This is a genomic window from Nocardioides sp. P86, from assembly GCF_023712465.1.
Lineage (GTDB): Bacteria > Actinomycetota > Actinomycetes > Propionibacteriales > Nocardioidaceae > Nocardioides > Nocardioides kribbensis.
This window is the reverse complement of sequence record NZ_JAMAYE010000002.1, coordinates 600,319-618,852: the sequence shown is the minus strand read 5'-3', so window position 1 is coordinate 618,852 and position 18,534 is coordinate 600,319. Positions and strand designations below refer to the sequence as shown.

23 protein-coding genes are annotated in these 18,534 nt (G+C 71.6%); 20 read left to right on the top strand and 3 right to left on the bottom strand.

Annotation, left to right across the window (positions count from 1 at the left end):
- The first annotated feature begins 6 nt into the window (after positions 1–6).
- The 15 genes from M3673_RS10475 (at position 7) to M3673_RS10405 (ending at position 11,882) form a co-directional block, all read left to right on the top strand.
- Positions 7–672 (top strand): L-threonylcarbamoyladenylate synthase, encoded by a 666-nt coding sequence (locus M3673_RS10475; protein WP_056864117.1) that lies wholly within the window; start codon positions 7–9, stop codon positions 670–672.
- An 8-nt stretch (positions 673–680) separates the two neighbouring features.
- Positions 681–1,817, top strand: a complete 1,137-nt coding sequence (locus M3673_RS10470) for a glycosyltransferase family 4 protein (RefSeq protein ID WP_056864118.1) — start codon at positions 681–683, stop codon at positions 1,815–1,817.
- Positions 1,818–1,929: 112 nt separating this feature from the next.
- Positions 1,930–2,430, top strand: coding sequence for a hypothetical protein (locus tag M3673_RS10465; RefSeq protein ID WP_251533519.1), 501 nt, complete (start codon positions 1,930–1,932; stop codon positions 2,428–2,430).
- Positions 2,431–2,460: 30 nt separating this feature from the next.
- On the top strand, positions 2,461–2,790 hold the full coding sequence (locus M3673_RS10460) for an AtpZ/AtpI family protein (RefSeq protein WP_156697861.1): 330 nt from the start codon (positions 2,461–2,463) through the stop codon (positions 2,788–2,790).
- 31 nt (positions 2,791–2,821) lie between these two features.
- The gene (gene atpB / locus M3673_RS10455) at positions 2,822–3,640 is read left to right on the top strand and encodes a F0F1 ATP synthase subunit A (protein WP_082500231.1); all 819 of its coding nucleotides are present in this window, start codon (positions 2,822–2,824) and stop codon (positions 3,638–3,640) included.
- An 89-nt stretch (positions 3,641–3,729) separates the two neighbouring features.
- Entirely contained in the window at positions 3,730–3,921 is a 192-nt protein-coding gene (atpE, locus tag M3673_RS10450; protein WP_251534340.1) for an ATP synthase F0 subunit C, read from the top strand.
- Positions 3,922–3,958: 37 nt separating this feature from the next.
- Positions 3,959–4,534 carry a F0F1 ATP synthase subunit B gene (locus M3673_RS10445; RefSeq protein WP_056864122.1) on the top strand — a complete coding sequence of 192 codons (576 nt, stop codon included), beginning with the start codon at positions 3,959–3,961 and terminating at the stop codon, positions 4,532–4,534.
- On the top strand, positions 4,534–5,349 hold the full coding sequence (locus M3673_RS10440; RefSeq protein ID WP_251533517.1) for a F0F1 ATP synthase subunit delta: 816 nt from the start codon (positions 4,534–4,536) through the stop codon (positions 5,347–5,349). The genes M3673_RS10445 and M3673_RS10440 overlap by 1 nt, the downstream gene beginning before the upstream one ends.
- Positions 5,350–5,457: 108 nt before the next feature.
- Complete coding sequence (gene atpA, locus M3673_RS10435; protein ID WP_056864124.1) at positions 5,458–7,101, top strand: F0F1 ATP synthase subunit alpha; 1,644 nt, start codon at positions 5,458–5,460, stop codon at positions 7,099–7,101.
- A gap of 3 nt (positions 7,102–7,104) precedes the next feature.
- Positions 7,105–8,025, top strand: coding sequence for a F0F1 ATP synthase subunit gamma (locus tag M3673_RS10430; RefSeq protein ID WP_193661100.1), 921 nt, complete (start codon positions 7,105–7,107; stop codon positions 8,023–8,025).
- 19 nt (positions 8,026–8,044) lie between these two features.
- Positions 8,045–9,499 (top strand): F0F1 ATP synthase subunit beta, encoded by a 1,455-nt coding sequence (atpD, locus tag M3673_RS10425; RefSeq protein WP_056864126.1) that lies wholly within the window; start codon positions 8,045–8,047, stop codon positions 9,497–9,499.
- Positions 9,499–9,894 (top strand): F0F1 ATP synthase subunit epsilon, encoded by a 396-nt coding sequence (locus M3673_RS10420; RefSeq protein WP_056864127.1) that lies wholly within the window; start codon positions 9,499–9,501, stop codon positions 9,892–9,894. The genes atpD and M3673_RS10420 overlap by 1 nt, the downstream gene beginning before the upstream one ends.
- Positions 9,895–10,010: 116 nt before the next feature.
- The gene (locus M3673_RS10415; RefSeq protein ID WP_056903841.1) at positions 10,011–10,448 is read left to right on the top strand and encodes a DUF2550 domain-containing protein; all 438 of its coding nucleotides are present in this window, start codon (positions 10,011–10,013) and stop codon (positions 10,446–10,448) included.
- Positions 10,445–11,623: an MFS transporter gene (locus M3673_RS10410; RefSeq protein WP_251533515.1), complete on the top strand. Its 1,179-nt coding sequence runs from the start codon at positions 10,445–10,447 to the stop codon at positions 11,621–11,623. Before M3673_RS10415 ends, M3673_RS10410 begins: the two co-directional genes overlap by 4 nt.
- A 115-nt stretch (positions 11,624–11,738) precedes the next feature.
- Positions 11,739–11,882, top strand: coding sequence for a hypothetical protein (locus tag M3673_RS10405; RefSeq protein WP_251533512.1), 144 nt, complete (start codon positions 11,739–11,741; stop codon positions 11,880–11,882).
- Here the strand turns inward: M3673_RS10405 and M3673_RS10400 are convergent.
- Together M3673_RS10400 and M3673_RS10395 are read right to left on the bottom strand one after the other, a co-directional pair.
- Entirely contained in the window at positions 11,879–12,679 is an 801-nt protein-coding gene (locus M3673_RS10400; RefSeq protein WP_251533509.1) for a hypothetical protein, read from the bottom strand. The two genes, M3673_RS10405 and M3673_RS10400, sit on opposite strands and share 4 nt — an antisense overlap.
- Positions 12,672–13,247 (bottom strand): cob(I)yrinic acid a,c-diamide adenosyltransferase, encoded by a 576-nt coding sequence (locus M3673_RS10395; protein ID WP_251533507.1) that lies wholly within the window; start codon positions 13,245–13,247, stop codon positions 12,672–12,674. Before M3673_RS10395 ends, M3673_RS10400 begins: the two co-directional genes overlap by 8 nt.
- Before the next feature lie 93 nt (positions 13,248–13,340).
- On the opposite strand from M3673_RS10395, the gene M3673_RS10390 reads away from it, so the two are divergent.
- From M3673_RS10390 to M3673_RS10370, 5 genes are all read left to right on the top strand, one after another.
- Positions 13,341–13,937 carry a hypothetical protein gene (locus tag M3673_RS10390; protein ID WP_156718127.1) on the top strand — a complete coding sequence of 199 codons (597 nt, stop codon included), beginning with the start codon at positions 13,341–13,343 and terminating at the stop codon, positions 13,935–13,937.
- Positions 13,938–14,061: 124 nt separating this feature from the next.
- Positions 14,062–14,361 carry an STAS domain-containing protein gene (locus tag M3673_RS10385; protein WP_056864133.1) on the top strand — a complete coding sequence of 100 codons (300 nt, stop codon included), beginning with the start codon at positions 14,062–14,064 and terminating at the stop codon, positions 14,359–14,361.
- A gap of 90 nt (positions 14,362–14,451) precedes the next feature.
- A complete protein-coding gene (locus M3673_RS10380) occupies positions 14,452–16,464 on the top strand; it encodes a protein meaA (protein ID WP_251533498.1) in 2,013 nt (670 codons plus the stop codon).
- Positions 16,465–16,517: 53 nt separating this feature from the next.
- The gene (locus M3673_RS10375) at positions 16,518–16,724 is read left to right on the top strand and encodes a hypothetical protein (protein WP_082500337.1); all 207 of its coding nucleotides are present in this window, start codon (positions 16,518–16,520) and stop codon (positions 16,722–16,724) included.
- A 58-nt stretch (positions 16,725–16,782) separates the two neighbouring features.
- Positions 16,783–17,307, top strand: a complete 525-nt coding sequence (locus tag M3673_RS10370) for a ferritin (RefSeq protein ID WP_251533496.1) — start codon at positions 16,783–16,785, stop codon at positions 17,305–17,307.
- A 14-nt stretch (positions 17,308–17,321) separates the two neighbouring features.
- Here M3673_RS10370 and M3673_RS10365 read toward each other — a convergent pair whose 3' ends face one another.
- Entirely contained in the window at positions 17,322–18,434 is a 1,113-nt protein-coding gene (locus tag M3673_RS10365) for an alpha/beta hydrolase (protein WP_251533494.1), read from the bottom strand.
- Positions 18,435–18,534: the final 100 nt, after the last annotated feature.

Sequence of the window (18,534 nt, the reverse complement as noted above, 5' to 3'; positions counted from 1 at the left end):
GCGGCGATGACTGACAAGCTGCGCTACGCCACCACCACCGACGAGGAGCGCGAGGAGGCCGTCGAGGCCGCGACCCTCGCCGTCCAGCGCGGCCTGCTGGTCGTGCTGCCCACCGACACCGTCTACGGCATCGCCGCCGACGCCTTCGACCCGGCCGCGGTCCGCGAGCTGCTGGCCGCCAAGGGGCGGGGTCGCGAGATGCCACCGCCGGTGCTGGTCAGCTCGGCGACGACGATCGACGCGCTGGCCACCAAGATCCCCGGCTACGCCCGCGCCCTGGTCGAGGCCTTCTGGCCCGGCCCGCTCACCCTGGTGTGCCACCAGCAGGGCTCCCTGCAGTGGGACCTCGGTGACACCCGGGCCACCGTCGCGCTGCGCATGCCCGACCACGAGCTGACCCGGGAGGTGCTGGAGCGCACCGGCCCGCTGGCCGTCAGCTCGGCCAACAAGACGGGGATGCCCGCGGCCACCGACGCCGACCAGGCCGAGGAGATGCTCGGTGAGGACGTCGCCGTCATTGTCGACGCGGGGGAGTCCCCGGTGGGGGAGAGCTCCACGATCGTCGACGTCACCGGCGCCCAGGGTCGGGTGCTCCGGCTGGGCGCCCTCTCGCTGGAGCAGCTCAACGAGGTGCTCGAGCCGCTCGGTGCGACCCTGACCCACGGGGACTGACGAGAGCCGTGCGCGAGTACGTCCTGGTCTTCCTGGTCGCCGCTGCGGTCACCTACCTGCTCACCGTCATCGCCCGCGAGATCGCCCTGCGCACGGGCGCCGTCGCCCGGGTGCGCGACCGCGACGTCCACGACGAGCCGATCCCCTACCTCGGGGGGCTGGCCATGCTCGGGGGCCTCGTCGCGGCCTACCTGGTGGCGCGCGAGCTGCCGTTCCTCTCCGCGAGCGGCGCCTTCGTCTTCCGCGACGCCGGCATCGTGCTCATCGCCGGCGCGCTGATCTGCGCCGTCGGCGTCCTCGACGACCTCTTCGAGCTCGACGCGCTGACCAAGCTCGGCGGCCAGGTGCTGGCCGCCGGCTTCCTCATCGCCTTCGGGGTGCAGTTCTACTTCTTCCCGACCACCGACGGCACCGTGTTCTCCCTCGACCCCGCCCAGGGGGCGCTGCTCACCGGCTTCGTGGTGGTGGCGACCGTCAACGCGGTCAACTTCGTCGACGGTCTCGACGGGCTGGCCGCCGGCGTCGTGGGCATCGGGGCGCTGGCCTTCTTCGCCTTCTGCTACCAGCTCACGGTGGCCAACAACGCGCCTCGCGCCACCACGGCGGCCCTGCTGGCCGTGGCCCTGGCCGGCGCGTGCGCCGGCTTCCTGCCCCACAACTTCAACCCCGCCCGCCTCTTCATGGGCGACAGCGGGTCGATGCTCATCGGGCTGGTCCTGTCGGCCTCCGCGGTCACCCTCACCGGCCAGTTCGCCGGCGCCGACATCTCCCAGGGCGCCTCGGGCGGTCAGGCCAGCCTGCTGCCGACCCTGCTGCCGCTGCTGCTGCCGATCTCCATCCTCGTCATCCCGCTGCTCGACCTGGTGCTGGCGGTGGTGCGCCGCACCCGGGCCGGCCGCTCGCCCTTCGCCCCCGACAAGCAGCACCTGCACCACCGGCTGCTGGAGATCGGGCACTCGCAGCGGCGCGCGGTCTTCATCATGTGGCTCTGGGCCGCGCTGGTCGCCTTCGGCACCGTGCTGGCCAGCCTCTACACCGGCGCCTGGGTGCTGGTGGTGCTCCTCGTCGCCACCGCCGCCACCGCGGGACTGACCTTCCTCCTGCCCCGTGTGCACCGTCCGGCCGGCGTCACGGACCCCGTCTGACCTGCGGTTTGGGTCCACGGGGAGGCCTTGTGATAGTTTTCACGAGCGCGGTCACGACCGCGCAGAACGCCTCTCGACCCCCGCTCCCGCCCCCAGAGAACGGCCGCCGACGATGACGACCGAGTCGCAGCAGGACCCGCGCACCAGCGTGGCCCCCGTGCTCCTCGGAGGCGCGGCGGTCTCGGTGGGAGCCGGCCTGGTCCTGGCCGGCCTGGGTGCCGTCGTCTCCGGGGCCCCGGCGGCCTACGGCGCCGCCGTAGGTGCCGGGCTCGTCGTCGTGGTCTTCGCGCTCGGCTCGCTGGCCGTCGACGCGGTGGCCACCGTCGCGCCCGGTCTCGCGCTCGTGGTGGCGCTCACGACGTACCTGCTGCAGGTCGTCCTGACCGGTGTCGGCTTCCTCGCCCTCGACCGCAGCGGCGCGCTGGGGGAGACCCTGGCCGCCGGCTGGGTGGCAGCGGGTGCCGTCGTCGGGACCCTGTCGTGGGTGGTCCTCCAGATCGCCCTCACCACCCGGCTGCGGATCCCCGCCTACGCCCTCACCGCAGCGGCGCCCTCCGGCGCCGACGACCACCGGACGCCCGCGTCCGGTGCGGCCCGGGCGGGTGATCGCTGACCCATGGCGGCTGCTATTGTCCGACGCGCGATGGCTCCTGAAGACTCTCCTTCCGGTCAGAGCGACCCCGACCCCACCACGTCCCCCACGGGAGACGTGCAGGGCGACCCGTGGCTGGCCTTCGGCTACCTGGTCTCGGGGGTGCTCGTCTACGGCGGGATCGGATGGGGGCTCGACCGGTGGTGGGGGACCCAGTTCCTCGTCGTCGTCGGCATCCTGACCGGCATCACCCTGGGCCTCTACCAGACCTGGGCGCGGTTCCGACCGCAGCCCTACGTCAAGCCCGGCGCCCAGCCCGACACCCGGGACCACGCCCCGCACCACGAGCAGCAGCCGCACGACCAGCAGGCGCAGCAGTGACGCACCCGTTGACGCAGACACAGGAGACACGTTGAGCAGCCTCATCCCCGCCAGCGAGGGTTTCACCCCGCCGGGTCCCGCGGACTTCGACCTGCCCGGAATCGGCGGCGACTTCGGGTCCTACGAGTTCCTCGGCCAGACCCAGCTGCTGGCCGTCACCAAGCCCATGCTCCAGCTCGTGCTGGCCGCGGTGCTCGTGTTCGGCTTCTTCTACCTGGCCTCGCGCAAGCGGGCCATGGTGCCGGGCAAGCTGCAGTTCGTGGGCGAGGAGGCCTACGGGTTCGTCCGCAACTCGATGGCGCGCGACATCATCGGCAGCCACGACTTCATGCGGTTCGTGCCCTACCTGTTCGCGCTGTTCTTCTTCATCCTGCTCAACAACCTCTTCGCGACGATCCCCTTCATCCAGTTCCCGACCTTCTCCCGCGCGGGCATGGTCTACGGGCTGGCCGCGCTGAGCTGGATCATCTACAACGCGGTGGGCATCAAGAAGCACGGCTTCGTGGGCTACTTCAAGCTCCAGTCGGTGCCGGCCGGCATCTCCGGGCCGATCCTGCTGCTGCTGGTGCCGCTGGAGTTCCTCTCCAACATCCTGGTCCGCCCGGTCACGCTGGCGCTGCGTCTCTTCGCGAACATGTTCGCGGGCCACCTGCTGCTCATCCTCTTCGCCCTCGGCGGCGAGTACATCATCGCGGAGATGTCGCTGGCCTACGCGCCGGTCGGCGTCCTCGCCTGGGTGCTCTTCATCGCCGTCGCCTTCCTGGAGCTGCTGGTGCAGTTCCTCCAGGCCTACGTCTTCGTCCTGCTGAACGCGATGTACATCCAGGGCGCTCTCGCCGACGAGCACTGACCGTCGGCCCCACTGCTCCACCCGCACGACCCGCCCAGAACCCCGAAGTAGTACAAACCGAAAGGAAAGTCGTGGAACTCACTGGCTCCATGAACATGATCGGCTACGGCCTGGCCGCCATCGGCCCCGGCGTCGGCATCGGTCTCATCTTCGCCGCCTACATCTCCGGTGTGGCCCGTCAGCCGGAGGCCCAGGGCCGCCTGCAGTCGATCGCCATCCTGGGCTTCGCGCTCGCCGAGGCGCTCGCGATCATCGGCATCGCCCTCGCGTTCGTTCTCTGACCGAGTCGGGCTCACGCAGGACCGGAAGGACTAGCCCATGCAAGCACCGTTCGCACCCCTCGTGGTGAGGGCGTCGGAGGACGGCGAGCTCAACCCGCTCGTTCCGCACGCCGTCGAGATCGTCCTGTCGCTGATCGTCTTCGGCATCCTCTTCTTGCTCGTCAAGAAGTTCGTGGTGCCGTCGTTCGAGAAGACCTACGCCGACCGCACCCAGGCGATCGAGGGTGGGCTGGCCGCTGCCGAGACCAAGCAGGCCGAGGCCGACGCCAAGCTGGCCGAGCTCGAGCAGCAGCTCAGCGAGGCCCGGCACGAAGCCGCGCGCATCCGTGAGGAGGCCCGCGAGCAGGGCGCCTCGATCATCTCGGAGATGCGCGAGCAGGCCCAGACCGAGGCGACCCGCATCGTCGACAACGGCAAGGCCCAGATCGAGGCGGAGCGCCAGCAGGCGGTCACCTCGCTGCGGGCCGAGGTCGGCGCCCTGGCGACCGGCCTGGCCGGTCGCATCGTCGGCGAGAGCCTCGAGGACGACGCTCGCCAGAGCCGTGTCGTCGAGCGCTTCCTGGCCGACCTCGAGTCGGGCTCGGCCCCGGCCGGCGGGAGCGGGGTCAACTGATGTCGCACTTCCGTGGAGCCTCGGTCGACGCGGTCGCCACGCTCACCGACGAGCTGGGCACCTCCGTGTCCGGCTCGTCCGAGCGTGCCGCCACCGTCGGTGACGAGCTCTTCTCGGTCGCGGCGACCCTGCGCGGCGAGGGCGCCCTGCGGCGCTTCGTCACCGACGGCTCGATCCCGGCCGAGGCCCGCACGGGCATCGTCGGCGAGGTCTTCGGATCCCGCGCCGGGGAGGAGACCCTGGGTCTGCTCCGCTCGGCGGCCTCGCGCCGCTGGACCTCCTCGGGCGACCTGCCCGACGCGCTCGAGCACCTCGGCGTCGTCGCGGTGGTGACCTCCGCCGGCAACGACGCAGGTCGCCTGGCCGACGAGCTCTTCGCCCTGGCCCAGGCCGTCAAGGACAACCCGTCGCTGCGCGACGCGCTGTCCGACCCCGCCCGCTCGGTCGACGACAAGCGTGCCTTGGTCGACGACCTGCTGCGCGGCAAGTCGCTCGGCGCCACCGCCGCGCTGGCCAAGCAGTCGCTCGCCGGCACCTACCGGACCGTCGGGGTCGCCCTCGCCGAGTACCAGAAGGTCGCCGCCGAGGTCCACGGCCAGGGCGTGGCGACGGTGCGCGTGGCCCGGGAGCTCTCCGCTGCCGACCGCGAGCGCCTGACCGAGGTCCTCTCGCGCCAGTACGGCCGTCCGGTCCACCTCAACCTGGTGGTGGACCCCTCGGTCATCGGCGGGGTGAAGGTCGAGATCGGCGACGACGTCATCGACGGCACCGTCTCCGCTCGCCTCGACGACGCCCGCCGCCGCATCGCCGGATGACCACCCGCCGGTCACCCTTGGGAGAGACCGGCACCCCGCACCACCGCTCCACCCGCGACCAGTCGCCCCAGACCGCCTGAAGCAAGAGACAAGAGAGAAGGCACCAAGATGACGGAGCTCTCCATCCGTCCGGAGGAGATCCGCGACGCGCTGCAGAAGTACGTCGCCGACTACCAGCCCGACGCCGCCAGCAAGGAAGAGGTCGGCACCGTGGCCCAGGCGGGTGACGGCATCGCCCGCGTCAGCGGCCTGCCCTCCGCGATGGCCAACGAGCTCCTCGAGTTCGAGGACGGCACGCTCGGCCTGGCCCTGAACCTCGACACCCGCGAGATCGGTGTCGTCGTCCTCGGTGACTTCGACAAGATCGAGGAGGGCCAGACGGTCCGCCGCACCGGCGAGGTGCTCTCGGTGCCCGTCGGCGACGGCTACCTCGGCCGCGTCGTGGACCCGCTCGGCACCCCGATCGACGGTCTGGGCGAGCTGGAGACCAGCGGTCGTCGCGCGCTCGAGCTGCAGGCGCCCTCGGTGGTGCAGCGCAAGTCGGTGCACGAGCCCCTGGCCACCGGCATCAAGGCGATCGACGCCATGACGCCGATCGGCCGTGGTCAGCGCCAGCTGATCATCGGTGACCGCGCGACCGGCAAGACCACGGTCGCGATCGACACGATCATCAACCAGAAGCAGTACTGGGAGACCGGCGACCCCGACAAGCAGGTGCGCTGCATCTACGTCGCCATCGGCCAGAAGGGCTCGACCATCGCCTCGGTGCGCGGCGCCCTCGAGGAGGCCGGCGCGCTGGAGTACACCACCATCGTCGCGGCCCCCGCGTCGGACTCGGCGGGCTTCAAGTACCTCGCCCCCTACACCGGCTCGGCCATCGGCCAGCACTGGATGTACGAGGGCAAGCACGTCCTCATCGTCTTCGACGACCTGACCAAGCAGGCCGAGGCCTACCGCGCCGTGTCGCTGCTGCTGCGTCGCCCGCCGGGCCGCGAGGCCTACCCCGGTGACGTCTTCTACCTGCACTCCCGCCTGCTGGAGCGCTGCGCGAAGCTGTCGGACGAGATGGGCAAGGGCTCGATGACCGGTCTGCCGATCATCGAGACCAAGGCCAACGACGTGTCGGCGTTCATCCCGACCAACGTCATCTCGATCACCGACGGCCAGATCTTCCTGCAGTCGGACCTGTTCGCGGCCAACCAGCGCCCGGCCATCGACGTCGGCGTCTCGGTGTCGCGCGTCGGCGGCTCGGCGATGACCAAGGCCATGAAGGGCGTCACCGGCTCGCTCAAGGTCGACCTCGCGCAGTTCCGCGCGATGGAGGCCTTCGCGATGTTCGCCTCCGACCTCGACGCGGCCTCGCGCCAGCAGCTCGACCGCGGCCAGCGCCTGATGGCCCTGCTCAAGCAGCCGGCCTACTCGCCGTACCCCGTCGAGGAGATGACCGCCTCGCTGTGGCTCGGCACCAGCGGCCGTCTGGACAAGGTCCCCACCGACGACGTCCTGCGCTTCGAGAACGAGTTCCTCGACTACCTGCGTCGCTCGCACGACGGCATCCTCGCCACCATCCGCGAGACGCTGAAGTTCGAGGACGACACCGAGCAGTCGCTGATCGGTGCCTACGAGTCGTTCCTCGACCAGTTCGAGACCTCCGACGGCTCCTCGATCAAGGTGGGCCACGAGGCCCCCGCCGAGGCCCTCGAGGACGACGAGCTCGGCCAGGAGCAGATCGTCAAGCAGAAGCGGGGCTGACCGATGGCCCTGTCGCTGCGTGAGTACCGCGCGCGGATCAAGTCGACGGAGTCGATGAAGAAGATCACGCGCGCCATGGAGCTCATCGCTGCGTCCCGCATCATCAAGGCGCAGCAGCGGGCGCAGGCGGCCGCGCCGTACGCCCGCGAGCTCACCCGCGCGGTCTCGGCGGTGGCGACGTTCTCCAACGTCGACCACCCGCTGACCCGCGAGGAGGAGAACCCCCAGCGCGCCGCGGTCCTGATCGTCACCAGCGACCGGGGCCTGGCCGGGGCCTACTCCGCCAGCGTGCTCAAGGAGGCCGAGCGCCTCTCCGAGCGGCTGCGCGAGGAGGGCAAGGAGATCGACTTCTACATCTGCGGTCGCAAGGGCGAGGCGTTCTACAAGTTCCGCCAGCGTCCGGTGGTGCGGTCGTGGACGGGCTTCTCGGACCAGCCGTCCTACGACGTCGCGGCCGAGGTGGGGGAGGCGCTCATCGAGTCCTTCCTCAAGGAGCAGGGCGAGGAGGGCGACGTCGACGAGGTGCACGTGGTCTACACGCGCTTCGTGTCGATGCTGACCCAGGAGCCGACCGCGACGCGGCTGCTCCCGCTCGAGGTGGTGGAGGCCGCTGACGACGACACCCCGTCCGACGCCGACCTGCTGCCGCTCTACGAGTTCGAGCCCTCGCCCGAGGCCGTGCTGGACGGGCTGCTCCCGCAGTACGTCCAGAGCCGGATCTTCTTCTGCCTGCTGCAGGCGGCGGCCTCCGAGCTCGCCGCCCGCCAGAAGGCCATGAAGTCCGCCACGGACAACGCCGACGAGCTGATCAAGAAGTACACCCGGATCGCCAACCAGGCCCGCCAGGCTGGCATCACACAGGAAATCAGCGAGATCGTCGGTGGCGTCAACGCCCTGGCCGACGCCAACGCTTCCCACGAGTGAACAGAGCTGAGTGAGAGACATGACTGCAATCGTTGAAGAGACCCAGACCACGGCGTCGGGGAGCACCGGTCGCATCGCTCGGGTGACCGGCCCCGTCGTCGACGTGGAGTTCCCCGTCGACGCGATGCCCGACATCTACAACAAGCTCACGGTCGACCTGACCCTGGGCGGCGAGACCAAGACCCTCATCCTCGAGGTCGCACTGCACATCGGCGACGGCATGGTCCGCGCCATCTCGATGCAGTCGACCGACGGCCTGGTGCGCGGCGCCACCGTCACCGACAGCGGCGAGCCCATCACCGTGCCCGTCGGCGACATCACCAAGGGTCACGTGTTCAACGCGACCGGTGACGTCCTCAACCTCACCGAGGGCGAGGAGTACGAGGTCACCGAGCGCTGGGGCATCCACCGCAAGGCCCCCGCCTTCGACCAGCTCGAGTCGAAGACCACGATGTTCGAGACCGGCATCAAGGTCATCGACCTGCTGACGCCCTACGTCAACGGCGGCAAGATCGGCCTGTTCGGCGGCGCCGGCGTGGGCAAGACGGTGCTCATCCAGGAGATGATCGCCCGCGTCGCCAAGGACCACGGCGGTGTGTCGGTGTTCGCCGGTGTCGGCGAGCGCACCCGCGAGGGCAACGACCTCATCGCGGAGATGGAGGAGGCCGGCGTGCTGGGGCAGACCGCCCTGGTCTTCGGCCAGATGGACGAGCCGCCGGGCACCCGTCTGCGCGTGGCCCTCTCGGCCCTGACGATGGCGGAGTACTTCCGCGACGTGCAGAACCAGGACGTGCTGCTCTTCATCGACAACATCTTCCGCTTCACCCAGGCCGGCTCGGAGGTGTCGACCCTGCTGGGCCGCATGCCCTCGGCCGTGGGCTACCAGCCCAACCTGGCCGACGAGATGGGTCAGCTCCAGGAGCGGATCACCTCGACGCGCGGTCACTCGATCACCTCGCTGCAGGCGATCTACGTGCCCGCCGACGACTACACCGACCCGGCGCCGGCCACGACGTTCGCGCACCTCGACGCCACCACGGAGCTCTCGCGCGAGATCGCGTCGCTGGGCATCTACCCCGCGGTGGACCCGTTGACCTCGACCTCGCGGATCCTCGACGCCCAGTACATCGGGCAGGAGCACTACGACTGCGCCATCCGGATCAAGGCGATCCTGCAGCGCAACAAGGAGCTCCAGGACATCATCGCGATCCTCGGTGTCGACGAGCTGTCGGAGGAGGACAAGATCATCGTGTCCCGCGCCCGTCGCATCCAGCGCTTCCTGTCGCAGAACACCTACGTCGCCAAGCAGTTCACCGGCATCGAGGGCTCGACGGTGCCCGTCAAGGACACCATCGAGGCGTTCAACAAGATCGCCGACGGCGAGTACGACCACGTGGCCGAGCAGGCCTTCTTCATGTGCGGCGGTCTGGACGACGTCGAGGCGAAGTGGGCCGAGATCCAGAAGAGCCTCTGATGGCGTCGTCCGACACCGGCCTGCAGGTCGAGCTCGTCGCGGCCGACCGGACCGTGTGGTCCGGCGAGGCCTCGATGGTCATCGCCCGCACGGTCGAGGGCGACGTGGGTGTGCTGCGCGGTCACGCGCCGCTGCTCTCGCTGCTCACCGACGCCGTCGTGGAGATCTCGGCGCCCGAGGGTGTCGTGGTCGCCGCGGTCGACGGGGGCTTCCTGTCGGTGGCCGGTGACCGCGTCTCCGTACTCTCCGAGCACGCCGTGCTCTCGGAGGAGATCGACGTCGACAACGCCCGGACCGAGCTGGACGAGGCCCGTGGCCTGCCGACCAGCGACGAGGCCGAGCAGCGGATCCGGCGGGCCGAGGCCCGCATCCGTGCGGTCGAGAAGGCCCGCTGAGGTCCAGCATCTCCCTGCACGTCACAGCACGACCCCGCCACGACCCGAGGCACCCACCCCAGTAGGGTGAGGGCCTCGGGTCGTTGCTCTTTCAAGCGCAGGGTGGGGGTGGGCGGATGCCGCTGTGGCAGTGGCTTCTCGACGCACTCGGGCTGCTGCTCCTCCTCGCGCTGCTCTACGCCGTCGCCCTGGTGGTGCGCCGCCGGCTCATCTCCCGCGACGGTGGGACCTTCGAGCTGAGCCACCGGGTGCGCACCGAGCGCCCGGGTCGCGGCTGGCTGCTCGGCATCGGTCGCTACTCGGGGGAGACCCTCGAGTGGTTCCGCATCTTCTCCCTCTCGCCGCGTCCCAAGCGCGTGTGGCAGCGCGAGGACCTCGAGCTGGTCGGTCGTCGCGAGCCCGACGGCACCGAGCAGGTCTCGCTCTACCCCGACCACGTCGTCGTGTGCTGCGACTCCCCGGCGGGGCAGGTCGAGCTCGCCCTCGCCCCGGCCTCGCTGACCGGCTTCCAGTCCTGGCTCGAGGCGAAGCCCCCGGGCGCGCAGATGCCGTGACGACCACGACGATCCCGGCCGACCCCACCGTGCGTCGTGCCCGCAACGCCGTCGGTCTCAGCTTCGCCCTCAACGGCTTCCTCTTCGCCTCGCTCGTCTCCCGCATCCCCGACCTGCGCTCGCGCCTCGACCTCGGCAACGGCGACCTCGGCCTGCTCCTGCTGGCGATCGCGGCGGGGTCCGTGCTCGCCCTGCCCAGCACCGGGCGGCTCATCGAGCGCTGGAGCCCCGGCGCCGTGCTGCGCGCCGGGGCCCTGGTCGACGGCACGGGGCTGCTGCTCGCCGCGTGCGGGGCGTTCTGGCTCGAGTCGGTGCCCGTCGCGGCGGTGGGCCTCTTCGTGCACGGTGTCGGCATCGGCGTCTGGGACGTCTCCATGAACGTCGAGGCCGCCGAGGTCGAGCGTCGCCTGGCGCGCACGGTCATGCCGCGCTTCCACGCCGGCTTCAGCCTCGGCACCATCGGCGGCGCCGTGCTCGGCATCCCGATGAGCGGCCTCGGCGTCGCGATGCCGGTGCACCTCGGGGCGGTCGTGGTCGTGGCCGTCGTGCTGGCCGTGCGCGGGGCGTCCTCGTTCCTGCCTCCCGAGGCCCCCTCTGCGCGCGGCGAGGGGCGGCCGCGTACGGCGTGGTCGGAGCCCCGCACCCTGGCCCTGGGAGTCATGGTGCTGGCCTTCGCCATGGTGGAGGGCACGGCCAACGACTGGCTCGCCCTGGCCCTCATCGACGGCCACGACGTGCCGCGGTGGCTGGGAGTCGCCGGCTTCGCGACGTTCGTCACCGCCATGACCGCGGGGCGGCTGCTGGGCACGTCGCTGCTCGACCGCTTCGGTCGCAGCCGGGTCCTGTGGGCGAGCGCCGCGGCGGCGGGCGCAGGGACCCTGCTGACCGTGCTCGCCGAGCCGCTGCCCCTGGTCGCCCTGGGCATCGTGGTGTGGGGCCTGGGCGCCTCCCTCGGCTTTCCCGTCGGCATGAGCGCGGCCGCCGACGACCCCGCCCGGGCGGCGGCTCGGGTGAGCGTGGTCTCGACGATCGGCTACGGCGCGTTCCTCGCCGGACCCCCGCTGCTCGGCCAGCTGGCCGACGTGGTCGGGACGCTGCACTCCCTGCTCGTGGTGGCGGTGCTGATGGTGCCCGCGGCCGTGGCCGTGCTCTCCACCCGGGAGCGCGCGGTGTGAGCGAGGTCGCTGCCACCGCTGCGTGACCAGGGGGCCACCTGCCCGGTTGGAGAGGGCGGAGGACAGGATCTCGGCCTGCCCCTCGCCCCGTCTCGACGTCCCCCCGGGAGTGACCATGAGCCTCGTCTGCGACAGCTGCCGCCACGACTGGCACGGCATGACCTGCACCCACACCGCGGTGGTGCGCAACGGCTGGTGGCTAAAGCGCGAGGAGTGCCGGTGCACGGGGGAGCCCGGCGCCGGCGCGCCGCGCGGCTAGGCCGGGTCGCCCAGCTGCTCCTGCACCGAGACGACGAGGGTGACCACGAGGTCGAGGTAGGTGTCGGTGCGCGCTGAGCCGTCGAGGGGGAAGGTGCCGACGGGCACTTCGAGCACGGCGTGCTCGACGGCCTCGGGCGCGGGCCAGGCGGTGAGCTCGGGCTCGGCCACCTCGGAGACCACCAGGTGGAGGTCGATGTCCTCGATCAGGGCCCGGCGGCGCTGGTACTCCGGGTCGGCCTGCAGCCGGAGCAGGGCCTCCTCGAGGTCGGGGTCGCGCGCCAGCACCACGCCGAGCGTCGGGTCGACGCCGAGGTCGAGCCCGCCGAGCGCATCGGCGTCCCAGTCGGTGTCGACGCGGTCGGGCACCTGCGTCGTGCGCCACTGCAGCAGCACGTCGGGGCCCGCGAGGTCGTCGAGGCGCTCGTCGCCCATGCCCGCCTCGAGCAGGAGGGCGGCCTCGCGCCACGCCCACTCGCGCGAGGACAGGGGCTGCCCGGCGGCGAGCACCCGGTCGTGGGTGCCGCGGCCCGCCGCGACCACCGCGGCGGCGACGAGCTCGGCCGGCTCGGCGACCTCGTCGGGCACCTCGACGCGCTGCGCGTCGGGGTCGAGCACGACGGTGCACCTCACCACCAGCTCGCTGACCAGGGCGTCCAGCTCGTCGGCGAAGCCCAGCGTCTCCTCGACGTCGGCGGCGAGCAGCGCCTCCTCGAGGCGGGCCACGCCCGCGGCGTCGACGCGACCGCCGAGCATGTCGACCAGGGACCAGAAGCGGTCGGGGGACAGCTCAGCCACGCTCGCCCCCGGGCACCCAGAGCACGTCGCCCTGGTGGCGGTTGGCGTGGCGGGCCAGGATGAACAGCAGGTCGGAGAGCCGGTTGAGGTAGGTGATGGCGACCTTGTTCATGGTCTCGCTGTGCTCGGACCAGGCGGCCCAGGCGGAGCGCTCGGCGCGACGGACGACGGTGCGGGCGACGTGGAGCTGGGCTGCTCCCTCGGTGCCCCCGTTGAGGATGAAGGACCGCAGGGCGGGCAGGTCGGCGTTGTAGGAGTCGCACCACTGCTCGAGGCGGTCGACGTAGTCCTGCTCGATGCGCAGCGGCGGGAACTCGGGGTCGGCCACGACCGGGGTGCAGAAGTCGGCCCCGACGTCGAAGAGGTCGTTCTGGATCCGGGTCAGCAGGGCGACCACGTCGTCCTCGAGACCGCCGCGGGCCACGGCGACGCCGATGGTGGCGTTGGCCTCGTCGACGTCGGCGTAGGCGTGGAGCCGGGGGTCGTTCTTGGAGGTGAGGCTCATGTCCCCCAAGCGGGTCTCGCCGGCGTCGCCGGTGCGGGTGTAGATCCGGGTGAGGTTGACCATGGAGCGAGCCTATCGGCCCGCTCGGCCCCCTCGGCCCGCCCGGCGTCTCCTCGGCCGCGCCGGTCCGACCTGGGCCCGGCTAGGTTCGCAGGCATGAGTCGTCGCGTGACCTGGCCCCTGCTCCTCGCCCTGCCCGGGCTCGTGCTGGCGGTGGCCGGGCTCTTCCACCCCCACGGTCTCAGCTACGACACCTCGTGGCGCTGGTTCGCGCTGCACGTGCCCGGGCTGCTGGTCTTCCCCCTCGTCGGCGCCGCGCTCGCCGCCCTCGTGCGGGGCCGGCGCGACCCGGTGTCGTGGGTGGTGCGGCTGACGGCCTACGTCTACGCCACCTTCTACTCCGCGCTCGACGTGATCAGCGGCATCGGCGCCGGCTGGGTGACCCACGAGCTCGGGCCCGGCGTGCCCCGCCCGCCCGCGGTGAGCCTGATGTTCCGCATCGGCACGCCGCTGGGCGAGATCGGGTCGTGGGCCCTGCTGGCGTGCGTGGCGGTGCTCGCGGCCGACCAGCTGGCGCGGCTGCGGGTGCCCGCGCTGGTGGGCCTCGTGCTCCTGCCGGGGGCCTACCTCGTGCACATCGGGCACATCTTCGCCCCGGAGGGCGTCGCGGGCATGGCCCTCATCGGCCTCGCCACGGGGGCCCTCGCGGTGGTCCAGGACCGCGCGTCGGGGTCCGCGGTCGCCTCCGGTTGAGGCTTCACCCACCGACACGTCGCAGAAAGTCACCCGATCGGTGCAACCGGACGCCCGCCGGAGGCGTCAAGGTAGGTGACAGCGGCGCCGACGGCGGCGCCGCGGCTCGGGAGGCAGGGCGACGATGGACATCACCACCGACGGACCCACGCTGGCGCTGCACGGCGACTTCGACGTGCGCAGCACCTTCCGGGTGCGCACCGCGCTTTACGACCACCTCGACGCCCACGGCCAGGTGGTCGTCGACCTCACCGACGTCGACACCGTCGACGTGACGGCGCTGAAGGTGCTCGCCTTCGCCACCCGGCAGGCCTCGATCGAGGGCCACCACCTCGTGCTGCGGGGCGCGGGCCCCGCCGTACGACGGCTGCTGCACCTCTCCCACCTGATCCGCGTCGTCGACCTCGACCGCGTCACGGCCTGAGGCGGGGGCCGCGCCCGGCGGTGGTGGGTGTCACATGTGCCACACCGGACGCCGGTTACCAAGCGGTAGATCTCGCCCTACTCTCAGTCCATGACCGAGAAGGACAAGCCCTGGGTGATGCGCACCTACGCCGGGCACTCCACCGCCACGGCCTCCAACGCGCTCTACCGCACCAACCTGGCCAAGGGGCAGACCGGGCTCTCGGTCGCCTTCGACCTGCCGACCCAGACCGGCTACGACCCCGACTCGGTCATGGCCCGCGGCGAGGTCGGCAAGGTCGGCGTGCCGGTGCCGCACCTCGGCGAGATGCGCAAGCTCTTCCAGGACATCCCGCTGACCTCGATGAACACCTCCATGACCATCAACGCCACCGCGATGTGGCTGCTGGCGATGTACCAGGTCGTGGCCGAGGAGCAGGCCGGCGCGGCGCCCGGTGGTGAGGTCACCCCTGAGGACGTCGCGGCGCAGCTGGCCGGCACGACGCAGAACGACATCATCAAGGAGTACCTCTCGCGGGGCACCTACGTGTTCCCGCCCGAGCACTCGCTGCGCCTGATCAGCGACATGATCGCCTACACGGTCCACCAGATCCCCAAGTGGAACCCGATCAACATCTGCAGCTACCACCTCCAGGAGGCCGGCGCGACGCCGACCCAGGAGCTGGCCTACGCGCTGTGCACCGCGATCGCGGTGCTCGACCAGGTCAAGGAGTCGGGCCAGGTCTCGGAGGCCGACTTCGGCAAGGTCGTCGGCCGGATCTCCTTCTTCGTCAACGCCGGGGTGCGCTTCATCGAGGAGACCTGCAAGATGCGGGCCTTCGTCGAGCTCTGGGACGAGATCACCCGTGAGCGCTACGGCGTCGAGGACCCCAAGATGCGCCGCTTCCGCTACGGCGTGCAGGTCAACTCCCTCGGCCTGACCGAGGCCCAGCCCGAGAACAACGTGCAGCGCATCGTGCTGGAGATGCTCGGGGTGACGCTGTCGAAGAACGCCCGCGCCCGCGCCCTGCAGCTCCCGGCCTGGAACGAGGCCCTCGGCCTCCCGCGCCCGTGGGACCAGCAGTGGTCGCTGCGGCTGCAGCAGGTGCTGGCCTTCGAGTCCGACCTGCTGGAGTACGACGACATCTTCGACGGCTCCCACGTCATCGAGGCCAAGGTGGCCGAGCTCGTCGCCAGCGCCCGTGCCGAGATCGACCGCGTGCAGGCCATGGGCGGGGCGATCGCCGCGGTCGAGTCGGGCTACATGAAGCAGGAGCTGGTCTCGGCCCACGCGGCCCGCCGCGGGCGCATCGAGAACGGCGAGGAGAAGATCGTCGGCGTCAACGTCTACGAGACCACCGAGCCCTCGCCCCTCACCGCCGACCTCGACGGCGCCATCATGGCCGCCGACCCCCGGGCCGAGCAGTCGGCGCGGGCCTCGGTCGAGGCCTGGAAGGCCGAGCGCGACGAGACGGCGGTGGCCGAGGCGCTGGCCGCCCTGGCCGCCACGGCCAAGACCGACGAGAACCTCATGCCGGCCACCCTGGCCGCCGCCCGCGCCGGGGCGACCACGGGGGAGTGGGCCGGCACGCTGCGCGAGGTCTTCGGCGAGTTCCGGGCCCCCACCGGCGTGAGCGGCGCGGTCGGTGCGACCGAGGCCGGCACGGAGCTGTCGACCGTGCGCGACCGGGTGCGTGCCACGGGCGAGGAGCTGGGCGGGCGCCTGCGCCTGCTCGTCGGCAAGCCGGGGCTCGACGGCCACTCCAACGGAGCGGAGCAGGTCGCCGTGCGCGCCCGGGACGCGGGCTTCGAGGTCGTCTACCAGGGCATCCGGCTGACCCCCGAGCAGATCGTGTCGGCGGCCGTGGCCGAGGACGTCCACTGCGTGGGCCTCTCGATCCTCTCCGGCTCGCACATGGAGCTGGTGCCGGCCGTGCTCGACGGGCTGCGCGAGGCCGGTGTCGACGACGTGCCCGTCATCGTCGGCGGGATCATCCCCGACTCCGACGGCCGCCGGCTGCGCGAGCTGGGCGTGGCCGCGGTCTACACGCCGAAGGACTTCGGTCTCACCGAGATCATGGGCGGCATAGTCGACGTGATCCGCGAGGCCCACGGGCTCGACTGACCGCCCGGCGAGATGAGGTGAGGCTACCCTCACCTCGTGCTAGCGTGGTCGTCGTGAGCAAGAAGGCGAAGGGCAAGGGCGCGAAGGTCGCCAAGCTGCCCAAGACCAAGTGCTGCGTCTCCAAGTCCAAGTGCGGGCGCTGCCCGCTGCGGATGCTCAAGGAGGGCACCCTGCCCGAGGGGTATACGGTCAAGCGTCGCGAGCTGGTCAGGGTCGACGGCAAGAAGGTCAGCAAGAAGAAGCTCGCGAAGGCGGCCTGACCCTCCTCACGCCCCGCGGCCACGTCGTCCGTCCGTCCCGCGCCCGCCAGGAGGCACCGTGCCCGCCGCCCGTTTCGTCGAGCAGCTCAACGCCCAGATCGGCAACGAGCTCGCCGCGCACAACCAGTACCTCGCCTGCGCGGTCTACTACGACGCCGAGACGATGCCGCAGATGGCGGCGTTCTTCTACGGCCAGGCGCTCGAGGAGCGCGAGCACGCCATGATGATGGTGCAGTACCTCCTCGACACCGACTCGCGGGTGACGATCCCCGGCGTGGACGCGCCCGTGCCGACCTTCGACGACGTCGTGGCGCCGGTCGCCCTCGCCCTGGAGCAGGAGCGTCGCGTGACCGAGCAGATCAACGCGCTGCTGCGCACCGCGCGCGAGGAGTTCGACTTCGCCTCCGAGCAGTTCATGCAGTGGTTCATCAAGGAGCAGGTCGAGGAGGTCGCGACGATGTCGGACCTGCTCGCCGTGGTGCGCCGCAACGCCGACGACATCGACGACATCGAGGACTACGTCGCGCGTGAGCAGAGCGCCGAGGGCGCCGACCCCACGGCCCCCCGGGCCGCCGGCGCCTGATCTGGCGCGCCCTGTCAGCGGCGTGCGAGCCAGCGCAGGACCGCGCGCTGCACCTGCGCCGACTGGGCCTCGAGGGGCAGGGCGCTGCCGGCGCCGCGGACGGTGCGCACCGCCACCGTGGGGCTGGAGGAGAACCGGTCGGCCTGGGCCGCGGCGGAGTCGGCGTCGAAGCGCCGGTCCTCGCTGCCGTGGAGGAGGAGCACGGGCTCCGCGATCCGGTCGGTCGTGGCCAGGGAGGCGCCCAGCGCCGAGGCCAGGCTGGCGACGTCGCCGCACGGCACGGCGTTGCGCCGCTCGGCGGCCGCGCGCTGGACCGCGGCGGGCGCGGAGGAGAACAGCAGGTCGCGGAAGTCGCGGGCGCTCGCGCCGTACGCCGTGTAGCCGCCGGCGCTCGCCAGGCAGGCCGACGACTGCCGCACCGCCTCGTCGAGGGCGCGACGGGTCGCGCCCGTGTCGGACCACGACATCAGCACCAGACCGTCGACGTCGGTGAACTCCGCCGCCTCGAGCTGCGCGATCGCGGCGCCGGTGCCGTGGCCGTGCACGACGACCTTCGCGGCGTGCAGGGGAGTGCTCCCCACCGGGCCCGCGGTGAAGACGAAGCGCCCGCTGCGCAGGTGCTGCACGACCTGGTGGAGCATGGTCGCCTGGGCGCCGAGGCAGGTGGCGTCGCCGTCGGGCAGCGGGCTGGCGTCGTAGCCGAGGCGGTCGAGCACCAGCGAGGTCTCGCCGCGCCGGGCCAGTGCCGCGGCGTAGTCGAGGGCGGGTCGACCGGGCATGCGCCAGAACCACGACCCGGTGCCGGCGTCGTGCACCAGGACGTTGACCCGGGTGCTGCCGGTCTGGCCGAGCACGTCGCGCCGGGGTCCGACGAGACGGGCGCGCACGGCGTAGGCCTCGCCGTCGGCGAGGCAGGGCACCGAGGTCTCGTTGAGGTTGCGCAGGTCGAAGCGCACCGGGTGGGACACGACGCGGTCGGCCCCGGCGCGCGAGACGCCGGAGCCGTCACCGACCGCGGCGATGCCGGCCGCGACCGGCAGGAGCACCGCCGCGACGACGGTCAGGACGAGGGCGAGCGCCGGCAGCGGGCGGCGGCCCATCGGGCGTGACGTGCGGGGGAGTGACATGTGTTGAACATAATTCAACAAGGGCCGTGGTGGCGTACTGACGGTATGTGACGTCGCCGACGTCCGCCCGCCTCGACGGGCACCGCACGGGGTCGCGGTG

Coding starts and splice junctions, on each gene's coding strand:
- M3673_RS10475 (WP_056864117.1), top strand. CDS start 7: ATGACTGACAAGCTGCGCTACGCCACCACCACCGACGAGGAGCGCGAG.
- M3673_RS10465 (WP_251533519.1), top strand. CDS start 1,930: ATGACGACCGAGTCGCAGCAGGACCCGCGCACCAGCGTGGCCCCCGTG.
- M3673_RS10460 (WP_156697861.1), top strand. CDS start 2,461: ATGGCTCCTGAAGACTCTCCTTCCGGTCAGAGCGACCCCGACCCCACC.
- atpE (WP_251534340.1), top strand. CDS start 3,730: ATGAACATGATCGGCTACGGCCTGGCCGCCATCGGCCCCGGCGTCGGC.
- M3673_RS10445 (WP_056864122.1), top strand. CDS start 3,959: ATGCAAGCACCGTTCGCACCCCTCGTGGTGAGGGCGTCGGAGGACGGC.
- M3673_RS10440 (WP_251533517.1), top strand. CDS start 4,534: ATGTCGCACTTCCGTGGAGCCTCGGTCGACGCGGTCGCCACGCTCACC.
- atpA (WP_056864124.1), top strand. CDS start 5,458: ATGACGGAGCTCTCCATCCGTCCGGAGGAGATCCGCGACGCGCTGCAG.
- M3673_RS10430 (WP_193661100.1), top strand. CDS start 7,105: ATGGCCCTGTCGCTGCGTGAGTACCGCGCGCGGATCAAGTCGACGGAG.
- atpD (WP_056864126.1), top strand. CDS start 8,045: ATGACTGCAATCGTTGAAGAGACCCAGACCACGGCGTCGGGGAGCACC.
- M3673_RS10420 (WP_056864127.1), top strand. CDS start 9,499: ATGGCGTCGTCCGACACCGGCCTGCAGGTCGAGCTCGTCGCGGCCGAC.
- M3673_RS10415 (WP_056903841.1), top strand. CDS start 10,011: ATGCCGCTGTGGCAGTGGCTTCTCGACGCACTCGGGCTGCTGCTCCTC.
- M3673_RS10405 (WP_251533512.1), top strand. CDS start 11,739: ATGAGCCTCGTCTGCGACAGCTGCCGCCACGACTGGCACGGCATGACC.
- M3673_RS10395 (WP_251533507.1), bottom strand. CDS start 13,247: ATGGTCAACCTCACCCGGATCTACACCCGCACCGGCGACGCCGGCGAG.
- M3673_RS10390 (WP_156718127.1), top strand. CDS start 13,341: ATGAGTCGTCGCGTGACCTGGCCCCTGCTCCTCGCCCTGCCCGGGCTC.
- M3673_RS10385 (WP_056864133.1), top strand. CDS start 14,062: ATGGACATCACCACCGACGGACCCACGCTGGCGCTGCACGGCGACTTC.
- M3673_RS10380 (WP_251533498.1), top strand. CDS start 14,452: ATGACCGAGAAGGACAAGCCCTGGGTGATGCGCACCTACGCCGGGCAC.
- M3673_RS10365 (WP_251533494.1), bottom strand. CDS start 18,434: ATGTCACTCCCCCGCACGTCACGCCCGATGGGCCGCCGCCCGCTGCCG.